The organism is Cupriavidus sp. H18C2 (assembly GCF_049393795.1).
GTDB classification, from domain to species: Bacteria; Pseudomonadota; Gammaproteobacteria; order Burkholderiales; family Burkholderiaceae; genus Cupriavidus; species Cupriavidus pauculus_C.
Genome location: NZ_CP186010.1, coordinates 3,070,209 through 3,095,210, shown reverse-complemented (window position 1 = coordinate 3,095,210; position 25,002 = coordinate 3,070,209). Strand labels below are relative to the sequence as shown.

Below are 25,002 nucleotides of genomic sequence, written 5' to 3'. Positions count from 1 at the left end.
ACAGCAGAGACAACATGCCCCCTTGGGGGCATGTCACCCCCCAAGGGAAGAAAATTAAACAAGCGAGTTCAGTCAGCCGCCTTGCGACGAAAGACCAGTTGGAAGTCTGCTCGCTTTCGCGTGGGATGATGTTTCAATCCCTATCCGGACCATTACAGCCTGGCGTTCGCTTTCTCCAACCTCCCATACCCGCACAGCCAACAGCGTTCCTTACGGTTCGCCTGCCTGAGTCAAACTGCACTCCGGCAGCCATACGGGCTTACCACGTTCCCTGCGCATTACACGACTGGGTTAGGGCCTGCCTCTCCGCCGGTGGTCATACTAGCGACGTGTCCCGAGTTTTGAGCGGGGCATCCGACCACGTACCTTTTGGTTAGTGCCTATCAGCAGCTTTGGCACCGCAATCCTTACGACGTTTATCAGCAGTTCACTGCGTTACCCATACCAGCCAGCCCGCACCTCGACCCCTTTGCTGCTTGGAGCCTTTACATCCCCGCCTCACGGCATGGACGCACCCTTACGGGGGCAGCGTTGTCAGAAGAGCTTCACACCCCACCGTTACCAGTGACGCATGTCTCCCTAGGCTACTGCTAGTCGCATAGCAGGTTCTCTATCGAGGCACCCTCGCGGGTGTATTCGACCGAACCATAACGCGCAGAGCTATACGCTCCGGGAAACCTCACTTCATTACTTCAGTGCCTCCGTGCTGGCAGGCGCTTGACAACAGACGGGCTCTTACGAGCGCATGGCCTGTGTCCCAAAGAACGTAGCGCCGACCCTATTGGGTCGGCTTAAATGCTATGTAGCGAACACGCAGCGAAACTGCCGCTGCATGTCCACCCGCACCCTCCGGGGAGAGCGCGTACTGCAAAGACACCTGCCCAAAGGCAAGCGTCCCCGCCTTTGGGCAATGGCTGGAAATCCATCCAGCAAATAGCAAGCTGCGATTTAGCCGATACGCTGGCCTTGCCGCAACACATGGACTCGCTCCAACCTTGCGGCTGGGCTTGTCAAAGCAAGAAATGGTTGAGATTGGACGGTTCAGGCCGAGGCTTTCCCCTTGTCTCAACGAAAGGTCGATGCTCCTTACGTTGGAGCTACCCGGACACGAGTGTGCGTGTCGCACCAAAACCGGTGGATTATATGCGATGCGCATGTACCATGGCCGAAGCCTGCATCGCGGTGGAAGGGAATGTCAGGAGGGCGCGCCGCGCCGTGCCGCACCTATAATGCCGCCGTGGACAAGCCCCAAGCCTCACGACGGCATGTCCGCCGCACCGCCTGGTGGGTGGCGTTTGCTGCCCTGGCCGGGTTCCTGCTGGCCGACCTGACCTGACGCCTCGCGCGCTCCACGAAGTGCGCCGCCCGCCGCAGCCATCGCCCGGCGGGCTATCTCGTTGTTTTCTTTGCGCTTTTCCGTAAACCGGTCTATAATCGCCGGTTACTTCGGTTGCGTTTCACGCGCAAACCGTCTGCGGCGCACGAAACGGCGCCGGCTCCGGGGCTCCCCGGGGCAGCATTCATCGTTTCAATCAACATCGAGAGGTTCGACAATGTACGCGGTCGTAAAAACCGGCGGCAAGCAATACAAGGTTGCTGCTGGCGAAAAACTGAAAGTAGAACAGATACCGGCTGACATTGGCGCAGAAATCACGCTGGACCAGGTGCTCGCAGTGGGCGCTGGCGACCAAATCAAGTTTGGTACGCCGCTGGTGAGCGGGGCTTCCGTCAAGGCTACCGTTATCGCCCAGGGTCGTCACGACAAGGTGAAGATCTTCAAGATGCGCCGTCGCAAGCACTACCAGAAGCGTCAGGGCCATCGTCAGAATTACACCGAACTGCGTATCGAAGCCATCGTGGCCTGAGCTCCGGCTCGGACACCCGTTTCATCGCACTAGGTCAACTGGAGTTAAGACATGGCACAGAAAAAAGGCGGCGGTTCCACGCGGAACGGCCGTGATTCGGAATCGAAGCGTCTGGGCGTGAAGGTGTACGGTGGCCAGGCCATCAACGCCGGCGGCATCATCGTCCGTCAACGCGGCACCCGCGTGCACGCTGGTGACAACGTCGGCGTGGGCAAGGATCACACCCTGTTCGCGCTGGTGGACGGCCACGTGCAGTTCGCCGTCAAGGGCCCTGCCAAGAAGCAGCAAGTCAGCGTCGTTCCGGCGGCCTGATACAGCCTTTGCAGCACGAAAGGCCCCGCAGCACATGCGGGGCTTTTTCTTTTGTGGCGCGATAGAATGGCGCCAGCCTCGCTGGCCGGCGTCCGCCGCCGCACCCACCTCGGATATCCAACATGAAGTTCATTGACGAAGCCCGTATCGAAGCGATCGCCGGCAATGGCGGCAACGGGAGCGCTTCGTTCCGGCGCGAGAAATTTGTGCCCTTCGGTGGCCCCGACGGCGGTGACGGCGGCCGTGGCGGCAGCGTGTTCGCGCAGGCCGACCGCAATATCAATACGCTGATCGACTACCGCTACGCCAAGAAGCACGTGGCCCGCAACGGCGAGAACGGCCGTGGCTCGGACTGCTACGGCGCCGCTGGAGAGGACGTCACGCTGCGCATGCCCGTGGGCACGCTGATTACCGACATGGACACCGGCGAGGTCATCGCCGACCTGACCGAGCATGGTCAGCGCGTGTGCCTGGCCGAGGGCGGCATGGGCGGCTGGGGCAACCTGCACTTCAAGTCGAGCACCAACCGGGCGCCGCGCCAGCAGGTCGACGGCAAGCCCGGCGAGCGCCGCATGCTCAAGCTGGAGCTCAAGGTGCTGGCCGACGTGGGCCTGCTCGGCATGCCGAACGCCGGCAAGTCGACGTTCATCACGCAGGTGTCGAATGCCCGCCCCAAGGTGGCGGACTACCCGTTCACGACGCTGCACCCGAACCTGGGCGTGGTGCGCGTGGACCACGAGCAGTCGTTCGTGGTGGCGGACATCCCCGGCCTGATCGAGGGTGCCGCCGAAGGCGCCGGCCTGGGTCACCAGTTCCTGCGCCACCTGCAGCGCACCGGCCTGCTGCTCCATATCGTCGACATCGCGCCGTTCGACGAGAACGTCGACCCGGTGGCGGAGGCCAAGGCCATCGTCGGCGAGCTGAAGAAGTACGACGAAACCCTGTTCGACAAGCCGCGCTGGCTGGTGCTGAACAAGGTGGACATGGTGCCCGACGAGGAGCGCGCGGCCCGCGTGAAGGACTTCATCAAGCGCTTCAAGTGGAAGGGGCCGGTGTTCCATATCTCGGCACTGACCGGCGAAGGCTGCCGCGAACTGATCTACGCGATCAAGGACCACCTGGCCGCGATCAAGGCCGAGGAAGCCGCCGCGCTGGCCGAACCGGACATCCGGCTCGACGACCGCCTGCACAACGTCGACCGGGGCGGCGAACAGGCGTAAGCTGCCCGGCTCCCCTACAACAACCACGGCTCGGAGACAGGAACCCCGCCATGCAATCGGTCATCGCGCAGGCTAAACGTATCGTCGTCAAAGTGGGCTCCAGCCTGGTCACCAACGACGGCAAAGGGCTGGACCACGACGCCATCGCGCGCTGGGCGGCCCAGATCGCCAAGCTGCGCGGCACGGGCAAGGAGGTGGTGCTGGTCAGCTCGGGCGCCATCGCCGAGGGCATGCAGCGGCTGGGCTGGGCGCGCCGGCCGAAGGAAATCCACGAACTCCAGGCCGCGGCGGCGGTGGGCCAGATGGGCCTGGCGCAGGTCTACGAGAGCCAGTTCGGCCGCTACGGCATCCGCACCGCGCAGGTGCTGCTGACCCACGCCGACCTGGCCGACCGCGAGCGCTACCTCAATGCGCGCTCCACGCTGCTGACGCTGCTGTCGCTGGGCGTGGTGCCGATCATCAACGAGAACGACACCGTGGTCACCGACGAAATCAAGTTCGGCGACAACGACACGCTGGGTGCCCTGGTCACGAACCTGATCGAAGGCGACGCGCTGGTGATCCTGACCGACCAGCGCGGCCTGTACACGGCGGATCCGCGCAAGGACCCAAACGCCGAGTTCGTGCACGAGGCGCTGGCCGGTACGCCCGAGCTGGAGGCGATGGCGGGCGGCGCGGGCACGTCCATCGGCCGAGGTGGCATGCTGACCAAGATCCTGGCGGCCAAGCGGGCGGCCAAGTCCGGCGCGCACACGACGATCGCGTCGGGCCGCGAGGCCGACGTGCTGGGCCGGCTGGCCGCCGGCGAGGCCATCGGCACCCAGTTGCTGGCGCCCACCGGGCGGCTCACGGCCCGCAAGCAATGGATGGCCGACCACCTGCAACTGCGCGGCCGCGTGGTGATCGATGCCGGCGCGGTGGAAAAGCTGACGGGCGGCGGCAAGTCGCTGCTGCCGATCGGCGTGACCGAGGTGCAGGGCGAATTCGCGCGCGGCGAGGTGGTGGCCTGCGTCGATACCGCCGGGCGCGAGGTCGCGCGCGGCATCACCAACTATTCGAGCGCGGAGGCGCGGCTCATCGCCCGCAAGCCGTCGTCGGAAATCGAATCGGTGCTGGGCCACCTGAACGAGCCCGAGCTGATTCACCGCGACAACCTCGTACTGGTCTGATACCAGCCCGCGCAAGAAAAAACGGCGAGTCCCGCAGGGGGCTCGCCGTTTTGCGTTGGGCGCCAGGATCGGATCAGCGGCTCGGCGCGTACGCCTTCAGGTCGCGGATGATCTGTTCCGGCTTGCCCGCCACGGTGCGGCCTTCGCAGAAGTAATCGGTCGCCAGCGTCGCCGCGTAGGCGTTGCGGGCGCGGTTCTGCATCCGGATCCACATGTCGCGCGACTCGCCCAGGTTCGGCACCCAGGCCGTGGCGCCCTTGGGCAGCGTGGCGTAGATGCGACGCTCGAAGGCGTCGCAGCGCAGGCCCTCATAGCTGACGTTGCGGCCGCCGCCGGCGCTGGTGATGACCACCGTGTAGCGCACCACGCGGTCGACGCCGACCGAGATCGACTTCGGATCCACGGCAAAGCGGAAGTCCGACGAATCGTTGACCGAGAACGGAATCAGGTCCTCGTCGCGCGGCAGGGCGGGCAGGGCCGCCTCGGCCTCCTTGAACGGCCGGTCCTCGAACGGGTTCAGGAAGCCGCTGTCGGCCGCCTTTTCCTCTTCCTCGGGCAAGCCCTTGGCCGTGGTCTTGCAGCCGGCAAGCGCCAGGCACGCCGCTGCCAGCAACAGGCCGGAGCACAGGCTCCGGCCGCTGAAACTAGTCATCCATGACTCCGGTTGGTGGTCGCCGGCGAATCCGGCGTAAGAGAAGATTCCTGCGCACTGGCCGCGCCGCCGCTGGCCACGGGCCCGGCCGAGGCGGTGGCCTCGATGGCCGGCATGCCCGCCGCCTGCCTGGCCGGCCGCGCGCCGTCGCCGTGCCGGGCGTGCCCGACGTGGTGGTGCCCGTAGGGGCTCAGTGGCACGCGGGCGCGGTTCAGGAAGCGCGACAGCTCGGTCAGCGCCAACTGGTAGACCTCGCGCTTGAACTCGATGACGGCGTCGAGCGGCACCCAGTATTCGCTCCAGCGCCAGGCGTCGAATTCGGGATGGTCCGATGCGCGCAGGTGGATGTCGCAGTCGCGGCAAACCATGCGCAGCAGGAACCAGATCTGCTTCTGGCCCTTGTAATGGCCGCGGATCTCGCGGCGGATGAACTTGTCCGGCACCTCATAACGCAGCCAGTCGCGCGTGCGACCGACAATCCTGACATGCTCCGGAAGCAGGCCGACTTCTTCTTGCAGCTCCCGATACATGGCCTGTTCCGGCGTCTCGCCGTACTTGATGCCACCTTGCGGAAACTGCCAGGAGTGTTCGCCGATTCGCTTGCCCCAGAAAACCTCGTTACGTGCGTTGATGAGGATGATGCCGACGTTCGGGCGAAAGCCTTCACGATCGAGCATGACTGCACCTCGAATCCTTTAGAATTACGTCGATTATAAGGGATGCGCGCGCAACGGCCTGACCCCGGGAATGCTGGTTTTCCCGAGCAGATGGGCAGTTTCAGGCGCGTCTCCCCGGAACCGGAAGCCCTTTGCCGCCGTCCGGCGGCGCGGCCGCCGACGGCCCGCCACGACCCGCATCACGAGAAACCAACGGATGAAAGCCTCGCATTTCTTCATTTCCACCCTCAAGGAAGCCCCCGCCGACGCGGAAATCGTGTCGCACAAACTGATGATGCGGGCCGGCATGATCCGCAAGCTGGGCGCCGGCATCTACAGCTACATGCCGGTGGGCCTGCGCGTGATCCGCAAGGTGGAGAACATCGTTCGCGAGGAAATGAACCGCGCCGGCGCCGTGGAACTGCTGATGCCGGTGGTCCAGCCGGCCGAGCTGTGGCAGGAAACCGGCCGCTGGGACAAGATGGGCCCGGAACTGCTGCGCCTGAAAGACCGCCACGAGCGCGACTTTGCCGTCCAGCCGACGTCCGAGGAAGTGGTCACGGACATCGCCCGGTCCGAAATCCGCAGCTACAAGCAGCTTCCGGTCAATTTCTACCAGATCCAGACCAAGTTCCGCGACGAGCGACGGCCCCGCTTCGGCATCATGCGCGGCCGCGAGTTCACGATGAAGGACGCCTACTCGTTCGACCGTGACGTGGACGGCCTGAAGGTGTCGTACCAGAGCATGTACGACGCCTACGTGCGCATCTTCCAGCGGTTCGGCCTGCAGTTCCGCGCCGTGGCGGCCGACAACGGCGCCATCGGCGGGTCCGGCTCGCACGAATTCCACGTGATCGCGGAGACTGGCGAGGACGCCATCGTCTACTGCCCGACGTCCGACTACGCCGCGAACATGGAAGCCGCCGAGGCCCTGCCGCTGGCCGCCGCGCGCCCGGCGCCGGCCGAGGACCTGACGAAGACGTCGACGCCCGGCAAGGCCAAGTGCGAGCACGTGGCCGAATTCCTAGGCATGCCGCTGGCCCGGACGGTCAAGTCGATCGTGCTGGCCACCGACGGCGACGCCGGCGTGCAGATCTGGCTGCTGCTGATCCGCGGCGACCACGAACTGAACGAGGTCAAGGCGTCGAAGGTGCCCGGCCTGGCCGAATTCCGATTCGCCACCGAGACCGAGATCGTCGACACGTTCGGCTCGCCCCCGGGCTACCTGGGCCCCATCGGCACGAAGAAGCCGGTCAAGGTGGTGGCGGACCGTACTGTCGCCAACATGGCCGATTTCTGCTGCGGCGCCAACGAGCGCGACTACCACTACACCGGCGTGAACTGGGGCCGCGACCTGCCCGAGCCGGTGGTGGCCGACCTGCGCAATGTCGTGGCCGGCGATGCCTCGCCGGACGGCAAGGGCACGCTGGAAATCTGCCGCGGCATCGAGGTGGGCCACGTGTTCATGCTCGGCACCCGCTATTCGGAGTCGATGAACGCCGTGTTCCTGGACGAAAACGGCAAGACCCAGCCGATGCAGATGGGCTGCTATGGCATCGGCGTCACGCGCATCCTGGGCGCCGCCATCGAGCAGAACTATGACGAGCGCGGCATCATCTGGCCGGCGGCGATTGCGCCGTTCGCCGTGGTGGTCTGCCCGGTCGGCTACGACCGCAACGAGGCCGTGAAGGCCGAGGCCGACCGCATCCATGCCGAACTGCTGGCCGCTGGCGTGGACGTGATCCTGGACGACCGTGGCGAGCGCCCGGGCGTGATGTTTGCCGACTGGGAACTGATTGGCGTGCCGCACCGCGTGGTGGTGGGCGACCGCGGCCTGAAGGAAGGCAAGGTCGAGTACCAGGGCCGCCGCGACGCCCAGGCCACCCCGGTGGCCGTGGCCGACGTGGTGGCGCACGTGCGCGGCCTGCTGGCAAGCTGACCGCCGCCCCGAGCCCACGCGCCATGCCCGCCCAGCTTCTCCCCATCCGCCGCCCCCTGGCTGCCCTGGCCGCCGGCCTGCTGTGTGCCGTGCTGGCCACGGCGGCGCATGCCGGCGCGCAGAAGGAAGAGGCGCTGGCCGATTCCGTGCGCGGCGCGCTGGCGGCGGCCATCGCCGACAACCGGCCGGTCCGGCCGGTGTTTGCGTCGGGCGCCGAGCGGCTCGGCTACCTGAAATGGCTGGGCGAGATGTCGCGCCGGCTTGAAGCGCGGTTGCCTGACCCGCAGACGCGCGTGGAACTGATCGAAACCGTCTATTACGAAGCCAAGCGCGCCGGGCTGGAACCGTCGCTGGTGCTGGGCCTGGTGCAGGTGGAAAGCGGCTTCCGCAAGTACGCGATCAGCTCGGCCGATGCGCGCGGGCTGATGCAGGTGATGCCGTTCTGGGTGCGCACCATCGGCGACGGCGACACGCGCAAGCTGTTCCACCTGCAGAGCAACCTGCGGTACGGCTGCACGATCCTGCGCCACTACCTCGATCGCGAGAACGGCGACCTGTACCTGGCGCTGGGCCGCTACAACGGCAGCCGGGGCCGGGCCGAGTACCCGAACGCGGTGCTGGGCGCCTGGAAGCGCTGGCAGTATTCCGAGGCCACGGTGACGATTGCGGGCGATCCGGACGGCGCCGTGCCGGCCGCCACCGCGCCGGCGCGCCGCACGCTGCCGCCGGAGTCTCCGGCGCGCAACCCGTTTTCGCCGCAGCGGCTGACCAATCCGTCATGACCCGAGAATCCCGCGCGGGCTATCGCGCGACGTCCCCCGAGCTGGAGCAATGGCTGGCGCGGCATATCGAACAGGGTTTCGATGCCGAGGCGCTGGTGCTGTCGATGCTGCGCTCGGGCTACGACGCCACGTTTGCCCGCGATACCGTCAACGCGGCCCTGGGCCATCGGGCCCCGGCGCGGCAGGCCCCGGCGCCCGCGCCGCCCGGACCGCGCGGCGTGCCCCAGCCGCCGGCGGCCGCCCCGGCCGAGACCCAGGCACCCACCGGCCGCAACGCGTTCCACCACGACGGCCGCGACGTGCCGATCCTGTTCGCGCTGGAAGCGCCGCGCATCCTGCTGCTGCAGAACCTGCTGGACGGCACCGAGTGCGACGCGCTGATCTCGCTGGCGCGCGACCGCCTGCACCGCTCGCCGGTGGTCAATCCCGATACCGGCGACGAGAACCTGATCGACGCCCGCACGAGCATGGGCGCAATGTTCCAGGTGGGCGAGCACGCGCTGATCCAGCGCATCGAGGCGCGCATCGCGGCTATCACGGGTTTGCCGGTCGACCACGGCGAAGGGCTGCAGATCCTGAACTACAAGCCTGGCGGCGAATACCAGCCGCATTTCGACTTCTTCAATCCGAACCGCGCCGGCGAGGCGCGCCAGCTCCGCGTGGGCGGCCAGCGCGTGGCAACGCTGGTGATCTACCTGAACAGCCCGCCCTCGGGCGGCGCCACGGCGTTCCCGAAGCTGGGCCTTGAAGTGGCGCCGGTCAAGGGCAACGCGGTGTTCTTCCGCTACAAGCAGGCCGATGGCACGCTGGACGAGCGCACCCTGCACGCCGGGCTGCCCGTGGAATCGGGCGAGAAGTGGATCGCCACCAAGTGGCTGCGCGAGCATCCCTACCGCAGCCAGGTCTGATCGAACCCTTGAATAGCCGGCCCCGTCACCCGGTGTCTCCCTCCGGACGGCGGGCCCGTATCGGCGCTTTTCCTCCCAACTGTACCGGTACTGTATCGTGACGTGTCCCTAGACTGAGTGCCTGTTCCAGTCTTCGGAGTTCGCCATGGCCCTGTCCGCCACGCCCCAACTTGCCGCCAGCACCAGCGTGCTGCTGGCGTACAGCGCCTTCCTGCTGGTGTCGTCGATCACGCCCGGCCCGAACAATACGATGCTGCTGGCGTCGGGTGTCAATTTCGGCCTGCGCCGTACCGTGCCGCACCTGCTCGGCATCTCGATCGGGATGGTGGTGATGATCACGGTGGTCGGCCTCGGCCTCGGCTCGGTCTTCACGGCCCTGCCGTGGACGTGGAACGTGCTGCGCGTGGCCGCCACGGCCTACCTGGTCTGGCTGGCGTGGAAGCTGGCCACGGCCGGCGGCCTGCAGGACCGCGAGGTGAGCCGGCCGATGACATTCCTGCGCGCGGCCGCGTTCCAGTGGGTCAATCCGAAGGCGTGGGTGATGGCGGTGGGGGCGTGCAGCGCCTATGTGCTGCATCCGAACATCTGGGTCAACGCGGCGCTGATGGCCGTGTTGTGCGGGATGGTGAACCTGCCGAGCATCACCACCTGGGCGGTGTTCGGCGCCGGCCTGCGCCGCTGGCTGGCCAATCCGCGCGTGCTGCGCGCGTTCAACGTGACGATGGCGCTGCTGCTGCTGGCATCGCTCTGGCCGATCCTGGGCGCGGCCCCGCACGGCGGCTGAGCCGGGCAGGGCAGTGGTGGCGGGCGCCCGGAGCCGGGCGCCGGCGCCGCGTCAGACCAGCGCGCGGATGGCGCCGAGATTGCGCCAGTAGCCCTTGACGTCCATGCCGCAGCCAAAGACGTAGCGGTCCGGCACCTGGAAGCCGCAGAAGTCCGGGTGCATCGGCTTGGCCTTGGTCAGCGTCTTTTCGCACAGCACGGCGGCGTGGAATTCCTTGGCGCCCATGTCCATGATGCGCTCGCGGATGGCCGCCATGGTCTCGCCTTCGTCCAGGATGTCGTCCAGCACCAGCACCACGCGGTCCTTGACCGATTCGCGCGGCGCCACGCGCCATTGCATCTCGCCGCCCACGGTCTTGTTGTTGTAGCGCGAGAGGTGGATGTAGTCGAATTCCAGCGGGAACTGCAGCTTGGGCAGCAGCATGCCCGTGAACACCACGGCGCCACCCATCACGGAAAGCACCAGCGGAAAGGCGTCGCCCATGCTCGCCGTGATGTCGCTGGCCATGCGGTCCAGCGAGTCCTGCACCTCCTGGGCGCTGACGATTTCCTCGGAGCTGGCCCAGAGTTCGCGGGCCTGTTCGGCGGTCATCATGATCGGTGTGTCCTGTTACGTGTCTTTTTTGCGGAAAGGGGCGGGAGCCGGCGGATCAGCGGTTGAAGAGGCCCTTCATGCCGCCCTTCATGCCGCCCATCTGGCGCATCATCTTCATCATGCCGCCGCCCTTCAGCTTCTTCATCATGCCCTGCATCTGGTCGAACTGGTTCAGCAGGCGGTTCACCTCCTGCACCGGCACGCCGGCGCCGGCCGCGATGCGGCGCTTGCGGCTGGCCTTGATCAGCTCCGGCTTGGCGCGCTCGGCGGGGGTCATGCTGTTGATGATGCCCTCCATGCGGCGCACCTGCTTTTCGGCCTGGTCCATGTTGGCGCCCTGCGCCTGCTGCGCGAACTGGGCCGGCAGCTTGTCGACCAGGCTGCCCAGGCCGCCCATCTTCTTCATCTGGCCGATCTGGGCCTTGAAGTCTTCCAGGTCGAAGCCGCCGGTCTTCTTGATCTTCTTGGCCAGCTTCTCGGCCGCTTCCATGTCCACGCCGCGCTGGGCTTCCTCCACCAGCGCGAGGATGTCGCCCATGCCCAGGATACGCTGGGCCATGCGGTCGGGATAGAACGGCTCCAGGCCGTCCAGCTTCTCGCCCACGCCCACGAACTTGATCGGGCGGCCCGTGATGTGGCGCACGGACAACGCGGCGCCGCCGCGCGCGTCGCCATCGAGCTTGGTCAGCACCACGCCGGTCAGCGGCAGGGCGTCGTTGAACGCCTTGGCGGTGTTGACGGCGTCCTGGCCCAGCATGGCGTCGACCACGAACAGCGTCTCGGCGGGCTTGATCTCGGCGTGCAGCGCGGCAATCTCCTGCATCATCGCCTCGTCGATACCCAGCCGGCCGGCCGTGTCGACGATCAGCACGTCGTGGTAATGCTTGCGCGCCCAGTCCAGCGCGGCCCGGGCGATGTCCACGGGCTTCTGGTCCGGCTGCGACGGGAAGAAGTCCGCGCCCACCTGCTCGGACACGGTCTTGAGCTGCGCGATGGCCGCGGGACGGTACACGTCGCACGACACGGTCAGCACCTTCTTCTTGCGGTTTTCCTTGAGCCACTTGGCCAGCTTGCCCGACGTGGTGGTCTTGCCCGCGCCCTGCAGGCCGGCCATCAGGATCACGGCGGGCGGCTGGACGTTCAGGTTCAGCTCATTGACCTTGGCGTCGGCCACGGCGTCGTCGCCGCCGATGATGGCGGTCAGCTCGCGCTGCACCACGCCCACCAGCGCCTGGCCCGGCGTCAGGCTCGTGACGACTTCCTCGCCAAGCGCCTTTTCCTTGACGCGTGCGACAAATTCGCGCACCACGGGCAGCGCCACGTCGGCTTCGAGCATGGCAAGGCGCACTTCGCGCAGCATCTCGGCGGTGTTGGCCTCGGTCAGTCGGGCCTCGCCGCGCATGGTCTTGACGACCCGCGCCAGGCGTTGTGTGAGGTTATCCAGCATGGCAGAAAAGGGAGAGGATTCGGCTTGGAATGCGGGGGCGCAGCCGGCATGTCGGGGGCGTTGTGGCGGGAATCCATCGCCAGAACCACCCGTGATGGCACTAAGGTAAACTGCGCAAATGGCCATTGTACTGTATGCCTTGACGGCAATTCTCTACTGCGGCCTGGCCTTCCACGGCTGGGCGACGCGCAACCCGCAACTGGCGGCCGCCGGCGGGGCAGCGGTCGGGCCGCAGGGGCGCGCCGCGGCAATGGCCGTGCTGGTGCCCGCGCCGGTGCCGGGCGACGCGGCCGCCGGGCAGCCGGCCTGGTGGCACGCGGCGGTGCTGGCCGCGCTGGTCAGCCACGGCGTGCTGCTGCACGAGACCATCTTCCCGTCTGACCACATGATGTTCGGCTTTGCCTTCGCGCTGTCGGCCATGCTGTGGCTGGGCGTGGGCATCTACTGGATCGAAAGCTTCTTCTTCTCTCTGGCCGGCCTGGGGCTGATCGTGTTCCCGGTGGCGATGCTGGCCAGCCTGATGCCGCTGGCGTTTCCGGGCGCGCAGATCCTGGGCTATGCCGCGCGGCCGCTGTTCAAGCTCCACTTCGTGATTGCCAACGTGGCCTACGGGCTGTTCACGCTGGCCGCGTTCCACGCCTTCCTGATGCTGCTGGCCGAGCGCCGGCTGCACGGCTTCAACCGGCCGGCCGCGGGCGAGCCGGCGTCCGGGCAGTGGCTGGGCCGCTGGCTGGACCTGCTGCCGCCGCTGCTGACGCTGGAAAAGCTGCTGTTCCGGCTGATCGCGGCCGGCTTTGTGCTGCTGACGCTGACCATCGCGTCGGGCTTCCTGTTCTCGGAGCAACTGTTCGCCCGCGCGTTCCGGGTGGACCACAAGACCGTGTTCGCCATCATCTCCTGGGTGATGTTCGGCGGCATCCTGGTCGGCCGGCGCTTCCGGGGCTGGCGCGGGCGGACGGCGCTGCGCTGGGTCATCGCGTCGTTCGCCATCCTGCTGCTGGCCTATGTCGGCAGCCGCTTCGTCATCGAGGTGGTGCTGCACCGGATCACCTGACCGGGCGCGCCGTCTTCTCTCGTACCGTTCCAATCCATGGCAAGAATCTTACTCCTGCTGGCTGTCGTGCTGGGCATCCTGTGGTGGCTGCGCGCGCGCGCCAGCGCGCAGAGAGGTGACGAGCAGGCCCAGGCGCAGGCGCGGCGCGAGGCCGCCCGGGCGGACGGCGCGGACGGGTCGTCCGAGCCGATGGTCCAGTGCGCGCAATGCGGCGTGCACCTGCCGGGCAGCGACGCCATTGCCTGGCACGGCCTGCACTACTGCCGCCGCAGCCATCTGCCCGATTCCGCCGGCGAGGGCGGCGCATGACGCGGCGGCCGTCGGCCTGGGCCAGGCTGAGCGGCTGGCACCTGCTTGCCGCGCTCTGGCGCCAGCCCGAGCCGCCCGACTTCCACTGGCGCCTGCTGCGCTACTTCTGCTGGACCCGCGCCGCCGTGGCGCTGCTGCTGCTGGGCTATGCCTGGCTGCCGCTGGAGCGCGGCAGCAGCGCCGTGTCGATGGTCGGCATCGCCACCAGCGCCCGCACCGCGGCGGCCATCCCCCGTGGTGGTGCCGTATCTCTGCATCGCGCTGGCCACGCTGCTCGGCACACTGTGGCGGCGCCACTTCCACCTGCGCGTGCGCGCCCAGGTCATCGTCGATCTGCTGCTGCTCGCCGCCATCTACCTGGTGCTCGGCGGCGCCGGCAGCCACGGCGAAGGGCTGGCGATGATCTTCCTGCTGCCCGCGCTGGAGGCCGGCGCGCTGACCAGCCTGCTGTTCGCGCTGTTCACGGCGGCCGTGTCGGCGATGCTGGTGATGTTCAACCCCTTCGCCCAGACGCTGCTGGCCCGCCAGGCCGACGCCAACTTGCTGGGATCGGGGCTGTTCGGGCTGGTCTTCATGATCGCCGCGCTGGTCATGTACACGCTGGCCAACCGCCAGATCGCCCAGGAGCAGCTGGCGCTGGCCCGCGAGCAGGAACTGCGGCTGCAGCAGCTTGTGAACCGGCTGATGGTCAACGACATGCAGGACGGCGTGATGCTGGTGCGCGCCAACGGTGCCGTGGTGGCGGCCAACCCGGCCGCGTTCGTGCTGCTGGGCGTGCAGCCGCACGAGCGGATCAAGCAGGGGCAGGTGCGCGCCGGCGAGCGCGAGAACGTGCTGTTCGACCTGCGCCGCATCCCGCGGCTGCAGCCGCTGATGGAAATGCTGCGCGACTGGATTCATCGCAAGGACGACGTGCCGCGCATCCTGCAGTTGCTGCCGCTGCCATCGCGCCCGTCGGCCAGCCGCGCGCCGATGCTGCACACGCGGCTGCGGCTGCGCTTTGTGCTGCCGGGGCTGGCCGGGCTGCGGGCCACGCTGGGCGGTGTGTCCACGCTGGGCGGCGACACGGCCGGCCTGCACGACATGTCGCCCGAGGGCGCGGCGCGGCTGCGGCTGGCCATCGCCCAGAACGAGGCCATGGCGTGGAGCCCCGAGGACGAGACGCTGCTGCGCAGCGAGATGCGCGACACGGTGCTGGTGCATATCGAAAGCTGGGAACGCATCGCCGAGCAGGTGCAGCAGGAAAAACTGGCCGCGATGGGCCGGCTGGTGGCCAGCGTGGCGCACCAGATCCGCAACCCGCTGGCCGCGATCAGCCAGGCCAACGAACTGCTGGCCGATTCGGGCGGCGGCGAGGGCAACATCGACGCGCGGCTGCTGCGGATCATCAGCGACAACGTGCGGCGGCTGGACCAGGTGGTGTCCGACGTGCTGCAGCTATCGCGCCGGCCCCGGACCGACCAGAGCGCCGTGGACCTGGCGCAGGCGCTGCCCGAGATCGTCGACCGCTGGCGGCTGGAAATGCGCGCGCGCGCCGGCACCCGCGCCGAGGTCAACGCCAATGCGATCCGCGTGACGGTGGACCTGCAGGGGCCGGTGATCTTCGACGTGGCGCAGTTGCAGCAGGTGCTGGGCAATCTGCTGGACAACGCCTGGCGCTACTGCAGCCGGCTGCCCGGCGCAATCCGCATGCTGGCCCACGCGCTGGACCAGCACCATGCGGAGCTGATCGTCTGGAACGACGGCGCCGAAGTGGCGCGCGACCAGCAGCGCAGCCTGTTCGAGCCGTTTTTCACCAGCAATCCGCAGGGCACGGGGCTGGGCCTGTTCATGGCGCGCGAGCTGTGCGGGGCCAATGACGCGCAGGTGCGCTACGGCGCCATCGTGCTGGACGCGCTGCTGGAGCACACCGGCACGCTGGCCGGCGGGGCGCGCGATACACTGCCGGCCAAGGCGTTCGTGCTGACGATGCGCCTGCAGGCGCCGGACGTGGTCGACGCGGCCATCGCCTCCCACCCCGTTACCGCTACCGCCACTGCCGCCCCCGCACGCACGCCGCCGCGCACCGCACAACAATAACCGGACACCCACACCGCCATGCCAGCCCGACCGCCCGCTCCCGATCCGATCCTCGTCATCGACGACGAGGCTGACCTGCGCGAGCTGCTGGACATCTCGCTGCGCCGCATGGGCCATGACGTGGTGATGGCCGGCTCGCTGGCCGAGGCGCGGCTGCGGCTGGCCGAGCGCCGCTACAGCCTGGTGCTGACCGACATGCGGCTGGGCGACGGGCTGGGCATCGACATCGTGCGGCAGCTGTCGGCGTCGCCCGAACGCACGCCGGTGGCGGTGATCACGGCCTATGGCAGCGCCGACAACGCCGTGGACGCGCTCAAGGCCGGCGCGTTCGACTACATCGCCAAGCCGGTGTCGCTGGACCAGCTGCGCACGCTGATCCTGAACGCGCTGGGGCGCCAGCAGCGCGCGCCGGTGGAGGGCGGGCAGGGCGCGGAGGCGTCGGAGCTGGCCGATCGCGCGGCGGGGCTGCTGCCGGGCGTGTCGGCGGCCATCAACGAGGTGCGGCGATCGCTGTCGCGGCTGGCGCGCAGCATGGCGCCGGTGGTGATCAGCGGCGAATCGGGCAGCGGCAAGGAGCGCGCGGCGCGTGCCATCCACGCCATCAGCGCGCGCTCGGCGCATCCGTTCGTCGCCGTGAACTGCGGCGCGATTCCCGAGACGCTGATGGAGGCCGAGTTCTTCGGCCACGTGAAGGGCGCCTTCACGGGCGCCGACGCCGAGCGCGGCGGCTTCTTCCAGGCCGCCCATGGCGGCACGCTGATGCTGGACGAGGTGGCCGACCTGCCGCTGGCGATGCAGGTCAAGCTGCTGCGCGCGCTGCAGGAACGCCGCGTGCGCAAGATCGGCGCCAGCAAGGAAGACAGCGTGGACGTGCGCGTGATGTGCGCCAGCCACAAGGACCTGGCCGCGATGGTGGCGGCTGGATCGTTCCGGCAGGATCTCTATTACCGGCTCAACGTGCTGGAACTGCGCATGCCGACGCTGCGCGAGCGCGTGGAGGACGTGCCGGTGCTGGCCCACGCCATCCTGGAACACCTGGCCACGCGCTACGGCGACGCGCATCCGAAGCGGCTGTCGCGCGCGGCGCTGGAGCGGCTGACCGCCTACCCGTTCCCCGGCAACGTGCGGGAACTGGAAAACCTGCTCGAACGCGCCTATGCGTTCGCCGAATCGGAAGAAATCGCCGTGGCCGACCTGGGGCCGCTGGACGCTGGCATGGAACGCGCGACGCTCTGGCAGGCCGGTGCGCCGGCGCCGATGCTGGCGCCCGCGCCGGCTCAGGCCGGCTATCACGCCTGGGGCGCCTCGGCCGGCTGGCCTGGGTCGACGGGCATGGCCGCGCCGGCCGCGCCGCCGCCCGAACTGGTGCCGGACCCGGCGCCGGGCGCCGCCGTGGCGCCCGACCCGCTGGCCACGGCGCTGGAAGACCTCGCGTTTCCGATCGACCTGCCCGCGCGGCTCGAAGCCGTGGAGCGCGAGCTGATCCTGCGCGCGTTGCGGCAGACCGGCTTCAACCGCACGGCCGCCGCGCCGCTGCTGGGGCTCAATTTCCGGCAGTTGCGCTACCGCATCCAGCAGCTCGGCATCCGCGACGAGCGCGAGGGCCGCGAGGGGCAGGCCGCCACCGACGACGGCGAGCCGCTGCCCGAAGGCGAGGGACGCGATGCCTGACACGGCCGGCGCGCCCGACGCCTTCCTGCCCGACGCCGACGGCTGGGTGCCGGCCGCGCGCCGCGTGCCGTCGCCGAACCACGACGCACGCCCGGACGGCGAGCCGGTGGACGTGGTGGTCATCCACAACATCAGCCTGCCGCCCGGCCAGTTCGGCACGGGCGACATCGAGGCGTTCTTCCAGAACCGGCTCGACGTGGCGCGGCATCCGTTCTTCGAGACGATCCGCGACGTGCGCGTGTCGGCGCACTTCCTGATCGCCCGCGATGGCGAACTGGTGCAGTTCGTGCCATGCCGGCTGCGGGCGTGGCATGCGGGTCAGTCCGACTACTGCGGCCGGCCGCGCTGCAACGACTTCTCGATCGGCATCGAGATCGAAGGCGCCGATGACCAGCCGTTCACGCTGGCCCAGTACGACACGGCCGCCGCGCTGGTGGCGGGGCTGCGGGTGGCCTATCCGATCCGGGGCGTGGCCGGGCACAGCGACATCGCGCCGGGGCGCAAGACCGATCCGGGGCCCCATTTCGACTGGGACCGTTTTGCCAGGCTGGCCGGACTGCCTGGCAGCCTGCTGCCCTACCGGCACCCCGGCGACGACCCCGACTAGGGATTTATCCCGGTGTTGCACAAACGCCGCACGCACCGTTTGCACCCGGAGTGATGCCGGAAGACCTTACGTGGCGCAGGGTGTCATCACGGTGAAAAATTGCGGTGCAGCGGCCCGCGCGCCGCATCATTCCGGCGCATTCGCCGCTACAATCGCGCCCCCGGCCGGACGCTGTCCGCCCGATTCCGGGGCGCCTATCGGTGATCCATTCCCAATAAAAATTATTTCCGGATTGTGTGCGCCGCCGAACGTGACGGCGCCAAGCCTTGAGGCAGCGCGCTTTGCGGGAATGTGGCGCCGCCGCACCCGCCGGCGTGGACGCCGCCACGCACTTGTCAAGACTGGTCATTCGCTTTCGTTTCACTATACTTAGGCCCAGTTTTGATCGGCACCACAATATCTAGTGGTGCTGCCGGGGAACCGGCCCGGAAGTGCAGCAGGCGCCGCCGCAGGATGCGACGTCTGGGCCAGGCAAGGCCACCGGGCCGGCGTAGTACCGAAAGTCCCTAGCAAAATGTCCGTACGAGCAGTTTGGTTCGCATTTGGCAGCACCGGAATCAAGTGTCTTAGACAGCGCATTTTGCTAGGGACTTTGTCGTCTCAGTCGAAGAACTACAGCACTCATTACAGGGTTAAAACCGGAGTTACCTCATGCAAACGGCCCAAAACGAACAACAAACCACTGGCGTAACCGGCGCCACCGGCATTGGTGGCGCGGCAGCCGGCTCGCAGCAGGGCGCAGCCGCCGCAGGCGTTTCGTATCAGGACTACAAGCTGATCCGCCGCAATGGCGCCGTGGTGTCGTTCGAGCCGAACAAGATCGCCGTGGCCATGACCAAGGCATTCCTGGCCGTGAACGGCGGACAGGGCGCGGCCTCGGCGCGCGTGCGCGAGATCGTGGAGCAACTGACCCAGGACGTGGTGCGCGCGCTGCTGCGCAGCCGCCCGAACGGCGGCACGTTCCATATCGAGGACGTGCAGGACCACGTGGAACTGGCGCTGATGCGCTCGGGCGAGCATGAGGTGGCCCGTGCCTACGTGCTGTACCGCGAGAAGCGCACCCAGGAGCGCGCGCAGGCCAACGCGCAGGCCGTGGCCCGCGTGCAGGAATCCGGCGTGTCGTTCAACGTGACCGACAACGGCGCCTCGCGCCCGCTGGACCTGGTGGCGCTGCACGCGCTGATCGACAACGCCTGCAGCGGCCTGGGCAGCGCCGTGAGCGCCGAGCCGATCCTGAAGGAAACGCTCAAGAACCTGTACGACGGCGTGCCGATGACGCAGGTCTACGATTCGGCCATCCTGGCCGCGCGGACCCTGATCGAGAAGGACCCGGCCTACAGCCAGGTGACCGCCCGCATCCTGCTGCACACGATCCGCAAGGAGATCCTGGGCGCCGAGGTGACGCAGGCCGAGATGTCGGCCAAGTACGCCGAGTACTTCCCGAAGTTCATCGCGCGCGGCATCGAGGCCGAGCTGCTGGACGAGAAGCTGGCCACCTATGACCTGGCCCGCCTGGGCGCCGCGCTGGACGCGTCGCGCGACTTCCAGTTCAACTACCTGGGCCTGCAGACGCTGTACGACCGCTACTTCCTGCACGTGGACGAGCAGCGCATCGAGATGCCGCAGGCGTTCTTCATGCGCGTGGCCATGGGCCTGGCGCTGGAGGAAAAGGACCGCGAGGCCCGCGCCATCGAGTTCTACCAGCTCCTGTCGTCGTTCGACTTCATGTCGTCCACGCCGACGCTGTTCAACTCGGGCACGCGCCGCTCGCAGCTCTCGTCGTGCTACCTGACCACGGTCTCGGACGACCTGGAAGGCATCTACGAGGCGCTCAAGGAAAACGCGCTGCTGTCGAAGTTTGCCGGCGGCCTGGGCAACGACTGGACCAACGTGCGCGCGCTGGGCTCCCACATCAAGGGCACCAACGGCAAAAGCCAGGGCGTGGTGCCGTTCCTGAAGGTGGTCAACGACACGGCCGTGGCCGTGAACCAGGGCGGCAAGCGCAAGGGCGCGGTCTGCGCGTACCTGGAGACGTGGCACCTGGACATCGAGGAATTCCTGGAGCTGCGCAAGAACACCGGCGACGACCGCCGCCGCACCCACGACATGAACACGGCCAACTGGATCCCGGACCTGTTCATGAAGCGCGTGATGGAAAACGGCGAATGGACGCTGTTCTCGCCGTCCACCTGCCCGGACCTGCATGACAAGGTGGGCAAGGCCTTCGAGCAGGCGTACCTGGGCTACGAGGCCAAGGCCGCCAGCGGCGAGCTGAAGCTGTTCAAGAAGGTGCCGGCCATGCAGCTCTGGCGCAAGATGCTGGGCATGCTGTTCGAGACCGGCCACCCGTGGATCACGTTCAAGGACCCGTGCAACATCCGCAGCCCGCAGCAGCACGTGGGCGTGGTGCACAGCTCGAACCTGTGCACGGAAATCACGCTGAACACGAACGACAGCGAAATCGCCGTGTGCAACCTGGGTTCCGTGAACCTGGTGGCGCACCTGAAGCAGCAGGCCGACGGCACGCACGTGCTGGACCACGCCAAGCTGCAGAAGACCATCCGCACGGCGATGCGCATGCTCGACAACGTGATCGACATCAACTACTACGCGGTGGACAAGGCGCGCAATTCGAACCTGCGCCACCGCCCGGTGGGCATGGGCATCATGGGCTTCCAGGACTGCCTGCACGTGCTGCGCACGCCGTACGCCAGCGACGCCGCCGTGAAGTTTGCCGACACGTCGATGGAAGCGGTCTGCTACTACGCCTACCAGGCGTCGACCGAACTGGCCGAGGAACGCGGCCGCTACAGCTCGTACGAGGGCTCGCTGTGGGATCGCGGCATCCTGCCGCAGGACTCGCTGAAGCTGCTGGCCGACGAGCGCGGCGGCTACCTGGACGTGGACCTGTCGTCGACGATGGACTGGGACAGCCTGCGCGCCCGCATCAAGCAGCACGGCATGCGCAACTCGAACTGCATCGCGATCGCCCCGACCGCCACGATCTCGAACATCATCGGCGTGTCCGCCTGCATCGAGCCGACGTTCCAGAACCTGTACGTGAAGTCGAACCTGTCGGGCGAGTTCACGGTGGTGAACGACTACCTGGTGCGCGACCTGAAGGCGCGCGGCCTGTGGGACGAGGTGATGGTTGCCGACCTGAAGTACTTTGACGGCTCGCTGGCCCGCATCGACCGCATCCCGCAAGACCTGCGCGACATCTACGCCACGGCGTTCGAGGTGGAGCCGACCTGGCTGGTGGAGGCCGCGAGCCGCCGCCAGAAGTGGATCGACCAGGCCCAGTCGCTGAACATCTACATGGCCGGCGCATCGGGCAAGAAGCTGGACGACACGTACAAGCTGGCCTGGCTGCGTGGGCTGAAGACGACGTACTACCTGCGCACGATGGCCGCCACGCACGTGGAGAAGTCCACGGTCACGCGCGGTTCGCTGAACGCGGTGTCGTCGGGCGCCACCGGCGGCTCGGCCATCGACGCGGCAGCCGCGTCGGCCCCGGCCATGCCGGAAGCCGAAGGCGCGGTCTGCACGATGCGCCCGGGCGACCCCGGCTTCGACGAGTGCGAGGCCTGCCAGTAACACATTGCATCCCCCCTCGGACTGCTCCCCGTTCCCGCCATGCGGGCGCGGGGCCGGGGGAGAGGGCCGGCGCATCGCTCGCCGACGCGCGGTGCCTGAGCCGCCCCTAATCGAATCTTGGAGAACACAACATGCTGAGCTGGGACGACGACGTTCAAGCCACCCCGCAGGCCCAGCCTGCCCTGCAACCCGCCATCCCGCCCGCGCCGGCCGCCACGGCTGACCAGATGGGCGTGCTGCCGCTGGCCGCCACGGCCCCGGCCGGCATCCTCGGCAACAACCCGAACGCCGCCGCCGCCCAGAGCACGCGCCGCGTGAACGCCGCCGACAAGCGCGTGATCAACGGCGCCACCGACGTGAACCAGCTGGTGCCGTTCAAGTACAAGTGGGCGTGGGAAAAGTACCTGGCCGGCTGCGCCAACCACTGGATGCCGCAGGAAATCAACATGTCGCGCGACATTGCCCTGTGGAAGGACCCGAACGGGCTGACCGAGGACGAGCGCCGCATCATCAAGCGCAACCTGGGTTTCTTCGTGACGGCCGACTCGCTGGCCGCCAACAACATCGTGCTGGGCACCTACCGCCAGATCACGGCGCCCGAATGCCGCCAGTACCTGCTGCGCCAGGCGTTCGAGGAAGCCATCCACACGCACGCCTACCAGTACATCGTTGAGTCGCTGGGCCTGAACGAGGCCGAGATCTTCAACGCGTACCACGAGGTGCAGTCGATCCGAGACAAGGACGAGTTCCTGATCCCGTTCATCGACACCCTGACCGACCCGTCGTTCAAGACCGGCACGCCCGAGAACGACCAGAAGCTGCTGAAGAGCCTGATCGTCTTCGCCTGCATCATGGAAGGGCTGTTCTTCTACGTCGGCTTCACGCAGATCCTGGCGATGGGCCGCCAGAACAAGATGACGGGCGCGGCCGAGCAGTACCAGTACATCCTGCGCGACGAGTCGCTGCACTGCAACTTCGGCATCGACCTGATCAACCAGATCAAGCTGGAAAACCCGCACCTGTGGACGGCCGAGTTCAAGGCCGAGATCACCGAGCTGTTCAAGAAGGCCGTGGACTTGGAATACCGCTACGCCGAGGACACCATGCCGCGCGGCGTGCTGGGCCTGAACGCGCCGATGTTCAAGAGCTACCTGCGGTTCATCTGCAACCGCCGCTGCCAGCAGATCGGCCTGGACCAGCTGTTCCCGAACGAGGAAAACCCGTTCCCGTGGATGAGCGAGATGATCGACCTGAAGAAGGAACGCAACTTCTTCGAAACGCGCGTGATCGAGTACCAGACCGGCGGCGCGCTGTCGTGGGACTGATCGGTCACCTGATCGAACCACGCGCTACGCGATGGAAGGGTCGGCTGCAGCGTAACAACGACAAGCATTGAACAGTCCAGGGCAGCCGGGACGGGTGTAACGGACATCGGGCGGGGAGCCCGGTGTCCGTTTTTCTTTTTGGGGCGGGAATGTGTGGAGGGGGGGTTAAACCGTGCGTCTGCACGGTTTTTTGTTGAAAAGTGGGTAACCGTCCCATAAACCGTGCAATCAAACGGTTTTTATGGTTTTATCGCGCGGAAGCCAATAAAACCATGCGATCAACTAGTTTTTTTCGGTTCCCGGTGCTATCTTGGTTGAAACTAGTCGATCGCACAGTCTGGCGCACCCCATCATGCAATACACCCTCCAGCAAGCCTCGGATATCGGCGGCGTGATTCGCGCCGCGCGCAAGACGGCCAACCTGCGCCAGGACGACGCCGCCGGCGCCGTGGGCGTCAGCGAATCGTTCATGGTCAAGGCCGAGCGGGGCGCGGAAACCGTCCAGTGGGGCAAGTTGTTCCAGATCCTGCAGGGCTTTGGCGTGCGGGTGACCGTCGACATCCCGGACACCGATCTCGACGCGCTTGCCGAACAAATGGCCCGCGCCGAACGCAGGGCCGACGCCCGCCGGCAGCGCGCCCGGACCCGCGACGGCGACCCGCAGGCGCCAGCGTCCTCGACGGGAGAGATCGAATGACCGGGCGCGAACTGCTGGCATCGATCGACGGCAGCGTCGTCGGCACCCTGCGCGAGGACGGCAATCTCTGGAGTTTCGAGTACGCGCCATGGTGGATGGCCGACGCGTCCGCGTTCATGCTGAGCCCCCACCTGCCGATGCAGGCCGGTCCGCAGGCCGACGGCGCCACCGAGCGCGCGGTCCAGTGGTATTTCGACAATCTGCTGCCGGAAGAGGGCGCCCGGGCATTGCTGGCCCGCGACGCCGGGCTGCGCGACATCCACGACGCCTTCGCGCTGCTGGAATACTACGGACGCGAATCGGCGGGATCGCTGACGCTGCGCCGGCCGGACGACGTCGCGCCGCCCGACCACACGCTGCGGCCGCTCACCGACGCCGAACTCGATACGCGCATCCGCAACCTGCCGACCGTCCCGCTGACGCACGATGCACCCAAGAAGATGTCCCTGGCAGGCGCGCAGCACAAGCTGGCCGTGGTCCTGCGGGACGGCCAGTTGTTCGAGCCCAGCGGGCAGGCCGTGTCGACCCACATTCTCAAGCCCGACCATCCTCAGACGGACAACTATCCGTATTCGGTGATCAACGAGTGGTTCATCATGCGGCTGGCGGGCCGGGTGGGACTGGATGTTCCCGAGGTCGAGCGTCGCTACGTGCCGGCGCCCGTGTACCTGATCCGCCGTTTCGACCGGGCCGTGTCCAATGGCGTGACGACGCGCCTGCACGCCATCGACGGCTGCCAGTTGCTGAACCTGTCGCCGGCCATGAAGTACTCGGCATGGTCGCTGGTGTCGCTGGCCCGGCTGGCCAACGCGTGCCGGGCGCCCGCCGCGGCGCGGCTGCGGATCTACCGCTGGCTGCTGTTCTGCATCCTGGTCGGCAATGGCGATTCGCACCTCAAGAACCTGAGCTTCCTGGTGGATCGCCAGGGCATCTCGCTGGCGCCGCACTACGACCTGTTGTCCGAGAGCGCCTACGAAACCCGCGCCTACAGCCCGCGCGAGCGCTGGCCGGACCTGGTCGAATTCACCAGCCCCATCGCGGGCGAGCGGCGCTATGCCGGGTTCACGCGCACGTTGCTGGTCGATGCCGGCCAGTCGCTGGGCCTGACGCGCCCCACGGCCACGCGCCAGGTGGACGACATGCTGCGGATGATCCCGGCGCACGCCGATGCGCTGCTGGCCGAGACCCTGGACGAGAACGACCGGCTAGGCGCCGCGCGGCCCGAACTCCGCGCCACGTTCGCGGGTGAAGCGCGGCTGCTGCGCACCATCCGCCATGTGGTGATCGACGAAACCGTGGCGCGCCTGCTGGCCTGAGCGCGCCACACCGGCCGGC

At 67.5% G+C, this 25,002-nt stretch carries 21 protein-coding genes and 1 pseudogene; 18 read left to right on the top strand and 4 right to left on the bottom strand.

What is annotated here, in order from left to right; translation table 11 throughout:
• Nucleotides 1–1,192: 1,192 nt before the first annotated feature.
• The 5 genes from EPAKOI_RS14035 to proB all read left to right on the top strand — a co-directional run bounded on the left by EPAKOI_RS14035 (nucleotide 1,193) and on the right by proB (nucleotide 4,566).
• Entirely contained in the window at nucleotides 1,193–1,336 is a 144-nt protein-coding gene (locus EPAKOI_RS14035) for a hypothetical protein (protein WP_423192446.1), read from the top strand.
• A gap of 217 nt (nucleotides 1,337–1,553) precedes the next feature.
• Nucleotides 1,554–1,865 carry a 50S ribosomal protein L21 gene (gene rplU, locus EPAKOI_RS14030; protein WP_008647259.1) on the top strand — a complete coding sequence of 104 codons (312 nt, stop codon included), beginning with the start codon at nucleotides 1,554–1,556 and terminating at the stop codon, nucleotides 1,863–1,865.
• 51 nt (nucleotides 1,866–1,916) lie between these two features.
• Nucleotides 1,917–2,177, top strand: a complete 261-nt coding sequence (rpmA, locus tag EPAKOI_RS14025; RefSeq protein ID WP_124683223.1) for a 50S ribosomal protein L27 — start codon at nucleotides 1,917–1,919, stop codon at nucleotides 2,175–2,177.
• A 122-nt stretch (nucleotides 2,178–2,299) separates the two neighbouring features.
• Nucleotides 2,300–3,397 carry a GTPase ObgE gene (gene obgE / locus EPAKOI_RS14020; protein WP_124683224.1) on the top strand — a complete coding sequence of 366 codons (1,098 nt, stop codon included), beginning with the start codon at nucleotides 2,300–2,302 and terminating at the stop codon, nucleotides 3,395–3,397.
• Nucleotides 3,398–3,447: 50 nt separating this feature from the next.
• Nucleotides 3,448–4,566 (top strand): glutamate 5-kinase, encoded by a 1,119-nt coding sequence (proB, locus tag EPAKOI_RS14015; RefSeq protein WP_124683225.1) that lies wholly within the window; start codon nucleotides 3,448–3,450, stop codon nucleotides 4,564–4,566.
• Nucleotides 4,567–4,639: 73 nt separating this feature from the next.
• On the opposite strand, the gene EPAKOI_RS14010 is transcribed toward proB, so the two are convergent.
• Nucleotides 4,640–5,218, bottom strand: a complete 579-nt coding sequence (locus EPAKOI_RS14010; protein WP_124683226.1) for a CNP1-like family protein — start codon at nucleotides 5,216–5,218, stop codon at nucleotides 4,640–4,642.
• Complete coding sequence (locus EPAKOI_RS14005) at nucleotides 5,215–5,895, bottom strand: RNA pyrophosphohydrolase (RefSeq protein WP_253699996.1); 681 nt, start codon at nucleotides 5,893–5,895, stop codon at nucleotides 5,215–5,217. Before EPAKOI_RS14005 ends, EPAKOI_RS14010 begins: the two co-directional genes overlap by 4 nt.
• A gap of 196 nt (nucleotides 5,896–6,091) precedes the next feature.
• On the opposite strand from EPAKOI_RS14005, the gene EPAKOI_RS14000 reads away from it, so the two are divergent.
• The 4 genes from EPAKOI_RS14000 to EPAKOI_RS13985 all read left to right on the top strand — a co-directional run bounded on the left by EPAKOI_RS14000 (nucleotide 6,092) and on the right by EPAKOI_RS13985 (nucleotide 10,287).
• Nucleotides 6,092–7,813, top strand: a complete 1,722-nt coding sequence (locus EPAKOI_RS14000; protein ID WP_124683227.1) for a proline--tRNA ligase — start codon at nucleotides 6,092–6,094, stop codon at nucleotides 7,811–7,813.
• A gap of 23 nt (nucleotides 7,814–7,836) precedes the next feature.
• Nucleotides 7,837–8,595: a lytic transglycosylase domain-containing protein gene (locus EPAKOI_RS13995; RefSeq protein WP_124683228.1), complete on the top strand. Its 759-nt coding sequence runs from the start codon at nucleotides 7,837–7,839 to the stop codon at nucleotides 8,593–8,595.
• Complete coding sequence (locus tag EPAKOI_RS13990; RefSeq protein WP_423192445.1) at nucleotides 8,592–9,503, top strand: 2OG-Fe(II) oxygenase; 912 nt, start codon at nucleotides 8,592–8,594, stop codon at nucleotides 9,501–9,503. The genes EPAKOI_RS13995 and EPAKOI_RS13990 overlap by 4 nt, the downstream gene beginning before the upstream one ends.
• Nucleotides 9,504–9,648: 145 nt before the next feature.
• Entirely contained in the window at nucleotides 9,649–10,287 is a 639-nt protein-coding gene (locus tag EPAKOI_RS13985) for a LysE family translocator (protein ID WP_124683230.1), read from the top strand.
• 51 nt (nucleotides 10,288–10,338) lie between these two features.
• Here the strand turns inward: EPAKOI_RS13985 and EPAKOI_RS13980 are convergent, their stop codons facing one another.
• Both EPAKOI_RS13980 and ffh read right to left on the bottom strand, forming a co-directional pair.
• Nucleotides 10,339–10,881, bottom strand: a complete 543-nt coding sequence (locus EPAKOI_RS13980; RefSeq protein ID WP_124683231.1) for a hypoxanthine-guanine phosphoribosyltransferase — start codon at nucleotides 10,879–10,881, stop codon at nucleotides 10,339–10,341.
• Between the two features lie 55 nt (nucleotides 10,882–10,936).
• Nucleotides 10,937–12,328 carry a signal recognition particle protein gene (ffh, locus tag EPAKOI_RS13975; RefSeq protein ID WP_124683232.1) on the bottom strand — a complete coding sequence of 464 codons (1,392 nt, stop codon included), beginning with the start codon at nucleotides 12,326–12,328 and terminating at the stop codon, nucleotides 10,937–10,939.
• 118 nt (nucleotides 12,329–12,446) lie between these two features.
• Between ffh and EPAKOI_RS13970 the strand changes: the two genes are divergently transcribed.
• The 9 genes and pseudogenes from EPAKOI_RS13970 to EPAKOI_RS13930 all read left to right on the top strand — a co-directional run bounded on the left by EPAKOI_RS13970 (nucleotide 12,447) and on the right by EPAKOI_RS13930 (nucleotide 24,983).
• Nucleotides 12,447–13,382, top strand: coding sequence for a cytochrome C assembly family protein (locus tag EPAKOI_RS13970; RefSeq protein WP_423192444.1), 936 nt, complete (start codon nucleotides 12,447–12,449; stop codon nucleotides 13,380–13,382).
• Between the two features lie 36 nt (nucleotides 13,383–13,418).
• Nucleotides 13,419–13,691, top strand: coding sequence for a PP0621 family protein (locus EPAKOI_RS13965; protein ID WP_423192443.1), 273 nt, complete (start codon nucleotides 13,419–13,421; stop codon nucleotides 13,689–13,691).
• Nucleotides 13,688–15,770 (top strand): annotated as a pseudogene (locus tag EPAKOI_RS13960) (histidine kinase dimerization/phospho-acceptor domain-containing protein). Before EPAKOI_RS13965 ends, EPAKOI_RS13960 begins: the two are co-directional and overlap by 4 nt.
• 18 nt (nucleotides 15,771–15,788) lie before the next feature.
• The gene (locus EPAKOI_RS13955) at nucleotides 15,789–17,441 is read left to right on the top strand and encodes a sigma-54-dependent transcriptional regulator (protein WP_423192442.1); all 1,653 of its coding nucleotides are present in this window, start codon (nucleotides 15,789–15,791) and stop codon (nucleotides 17,439–17,441) included.
• Entirely contained in the window at nucleotides 17,434–18,048 is a 615-nt protein-coding gene (gene ampD / locus EPAKOI_RS13950) for a 1,6-anhydro-N-acetylmuramyl-L-alanine amidase AmpD (protein WP_423192441.1), read from the top strand. The genes EPAKOI_RS13955 and ampD overlap by 8 nt, the downstream gene beginning before the upstream one ends.
• 651 nt (nucleotides 18,049–18,699) lie before the next feature.
• Entirely contained in the window at nucleotides 18,700–21,645 is a 2,946-nt protein-coding gene (locus EPAKOI_RS13945) for a ribonucleoside-diphosphate reductase subunit alpha (protein WP_124683238.1), read from the top strand.
• Between the two features lie 131 nt (nucleotides 21,646–21,776).
• Nucleotides 21,777–22,970 (top strand): ribonucleotide-diphosphate reductase subunit beta, encoded by a 1,194-nt coding sequence (locus EPAKOI_RS13940; RefSeq protein ID WP_423192440.1) that lies wholly within the window; start codon nucleotides 21,777–21,779, stop codon nucleotides 22,968–22,970.
• A 352-nt stretch (nucleotides 22,971–23,322) separates the two neighbouring features.
• Nucleotides 23,323–23,667 (top strand): helix-turn-helix domain-containing protein, encoded by a 345-nt coding sequence (locus EPAKOI_RS13935; protein WP_423192439.1) that lies wholly within the window; start codon nucleotides 23,323–23,325, stop codon nucleotides 23,665–23,667.
• On the top strand, nucleotides 23,664–24,983 hold the full coding sequence (locus tag EPAKOI_RS13930; protein ID WP_423192438.1) for a HipA domain-containing protein: 1,320 nt from the start codon (nucleotides 23,664–23,666) through the stop codon (nucleotides 24,981–24,983). Before EPAKOI_RS13935 ends, EPAKOI_RS13930 begins: the two co-directional genes overlap by 4 nt.
• Nucleotides 24,984–25,002 lie beyond the last annotated feature (19 nt).

Excerpts from the sequence above, each read along its gene's own strand:
- EPAKOI_RS14035 (WP_423192446.1), top strand. The coding sequence starts at position 1,193 with ATGTCAGGAGGGCGCGCCGCGCCGTGCCGCACCTATAATGCCGCCGTG.
- rplU (WP_008647259.1), top strand. The coding sequence starts at position 1,554 with ATGTACGCGGTCGTAAAAACCGGCGGCAAGCAATACAAGGTTGCTGCT.
- rpmA (WP_124683223.1), top strand. The coding sequence starts at position 1,917 with ATGGCACAGAAAAAAGGCGGCGGTTCCACGCGGAACGGCCGTGATTCG.
- obgE (WP_124683224.1), top strand. The coding sequence starts at position 2,300 with ATGAAGTTCATTGACGAAGCCCGTATCGAAGCGATCGCCGGCAATGGC.
- proB (WP_124683225.1), top strand. The coding sequence starts at position 3,448 with ATGCAATCGGTCATCGCGCAGGCTAAACGTATCGTCGTCAAAGTGGGC.
- EPAKOI_RS14010 (WP_124683226.1), bottom strand. The coding sequence starts at position 5,218 with ATGACTAGTTTCAGCGGCCGGAGCCTGTGCTCCGGCCTGTTGCTGGCA.
- EPAKOI_RS14005 (WP_253699996.1), bottom strand. The coding sequence starts at position 5,895 with ATGCTCGATCGTGAAGGCTTTCGCCCGAACGTCGGCATCATCCTCATC.
- EPAKOI_RS14000 (WP_124683227.1), top strand. The coding sequence starts at position 6,092 with ATGAAAGCCTCGCATTTCTTCATTTCCACCCTCAAGGAAGCCCCCGCC.
- EPAKOI_RS13995 (WP_124683228.1), top strand. The coding sequence starts at position 7,837 with ATGCCCGCCCAGCTTCTCCCCATCCGCCGCCCCCTGGCTGCCCTGGCC.
- EPAKOI_RS13990 (WP_423192445.1), top strand. The coding sequence starts at position 8,592 with ATGACCCGAGAATCCCGCGCGGGCTATCGCGCGACGTCCCCCGAGCTG.
- EPAKOI_RS13985 (WP_124683230.1), top strand. The coding sequence starts at position 9,649 with ATGGCCCTGTCCGCCACGCCCCAACTTGCCGCCAGCACCAGCGTGCTG.
- EPAKOI_RS13980 (WP_124683231.1), bottom strand. The coding sequence starts at position 10,881 with ATGATGACCGCCGAACAGGCCCGCGAACTCTGGGCCAGCTCCGAGGAA.
- ffh (WP_124683232.1), bottom strand. The coding sequence starts at position 12,328 with ATGCTGGATAACCTCACACAACGCCTGGCGCGGGTCGTCAAGACCATG.
- EPAKOI_RS13970 (WP_423192444.1), top strand. The coding sequence starts at position 12,447 with ATGGCCATTGTACTGTATGCCTTGACGGCAATTCTCTACTGCGGCCTG.
- EPAKOI_RS13965 (WP_423192443.1), top strand. The coding sequence starts at position 13,419 with ATGGCAAGAATCTTACTCCTGCTGGCTGTCGTGCTGGGCATCCTGTGG.
- EPAKOI_RS13955 (WP_423192442.1), top strand. The coding sequence starts at position 15,789 with ATGCCAGCCCGACCGCCCGCTCCCGATCCGATCCTCGTCATCGACGAC.
- ampD (WP_423192441.1), top strand. The coding sequence starts at position 17,434 with ATGCCTGACACGGCCGGCGCGCCCGACGCCTTCCTGCCCGACGCCGAC.
- EPAKOI_RS13945 (WP_124683238.1), top strand. The coding sequence starts at position 18,700 with ATGCAAACGGCCCAAAACGAACAACAAACCACTGGCGTAACCGGCGCC.
- EPAKOI_RS13940 (WP_423192440.1), top strand. The coding sequence starts at position 21,777 with ATGCTGAGCTGGGACGACGACGTTCAAGCCACCCCGCAGGCCCAGCCT.
- EPAKOI_RS13935 (WP_423192439.1), top strand. The coding sequence starts at position 23,323 with ATGCAATACACCCTCCAGCAAGCCTCGGATATCGGCGGCGTGATTCGC.
- EPAKOI_RS13930 (WP_423192438.1), top strand. The coding sequence starts at position 23,664 with ATGACCGGGCGCGAACTGCTGGCATCGATCGACGGCAGCGTCGTCGGC.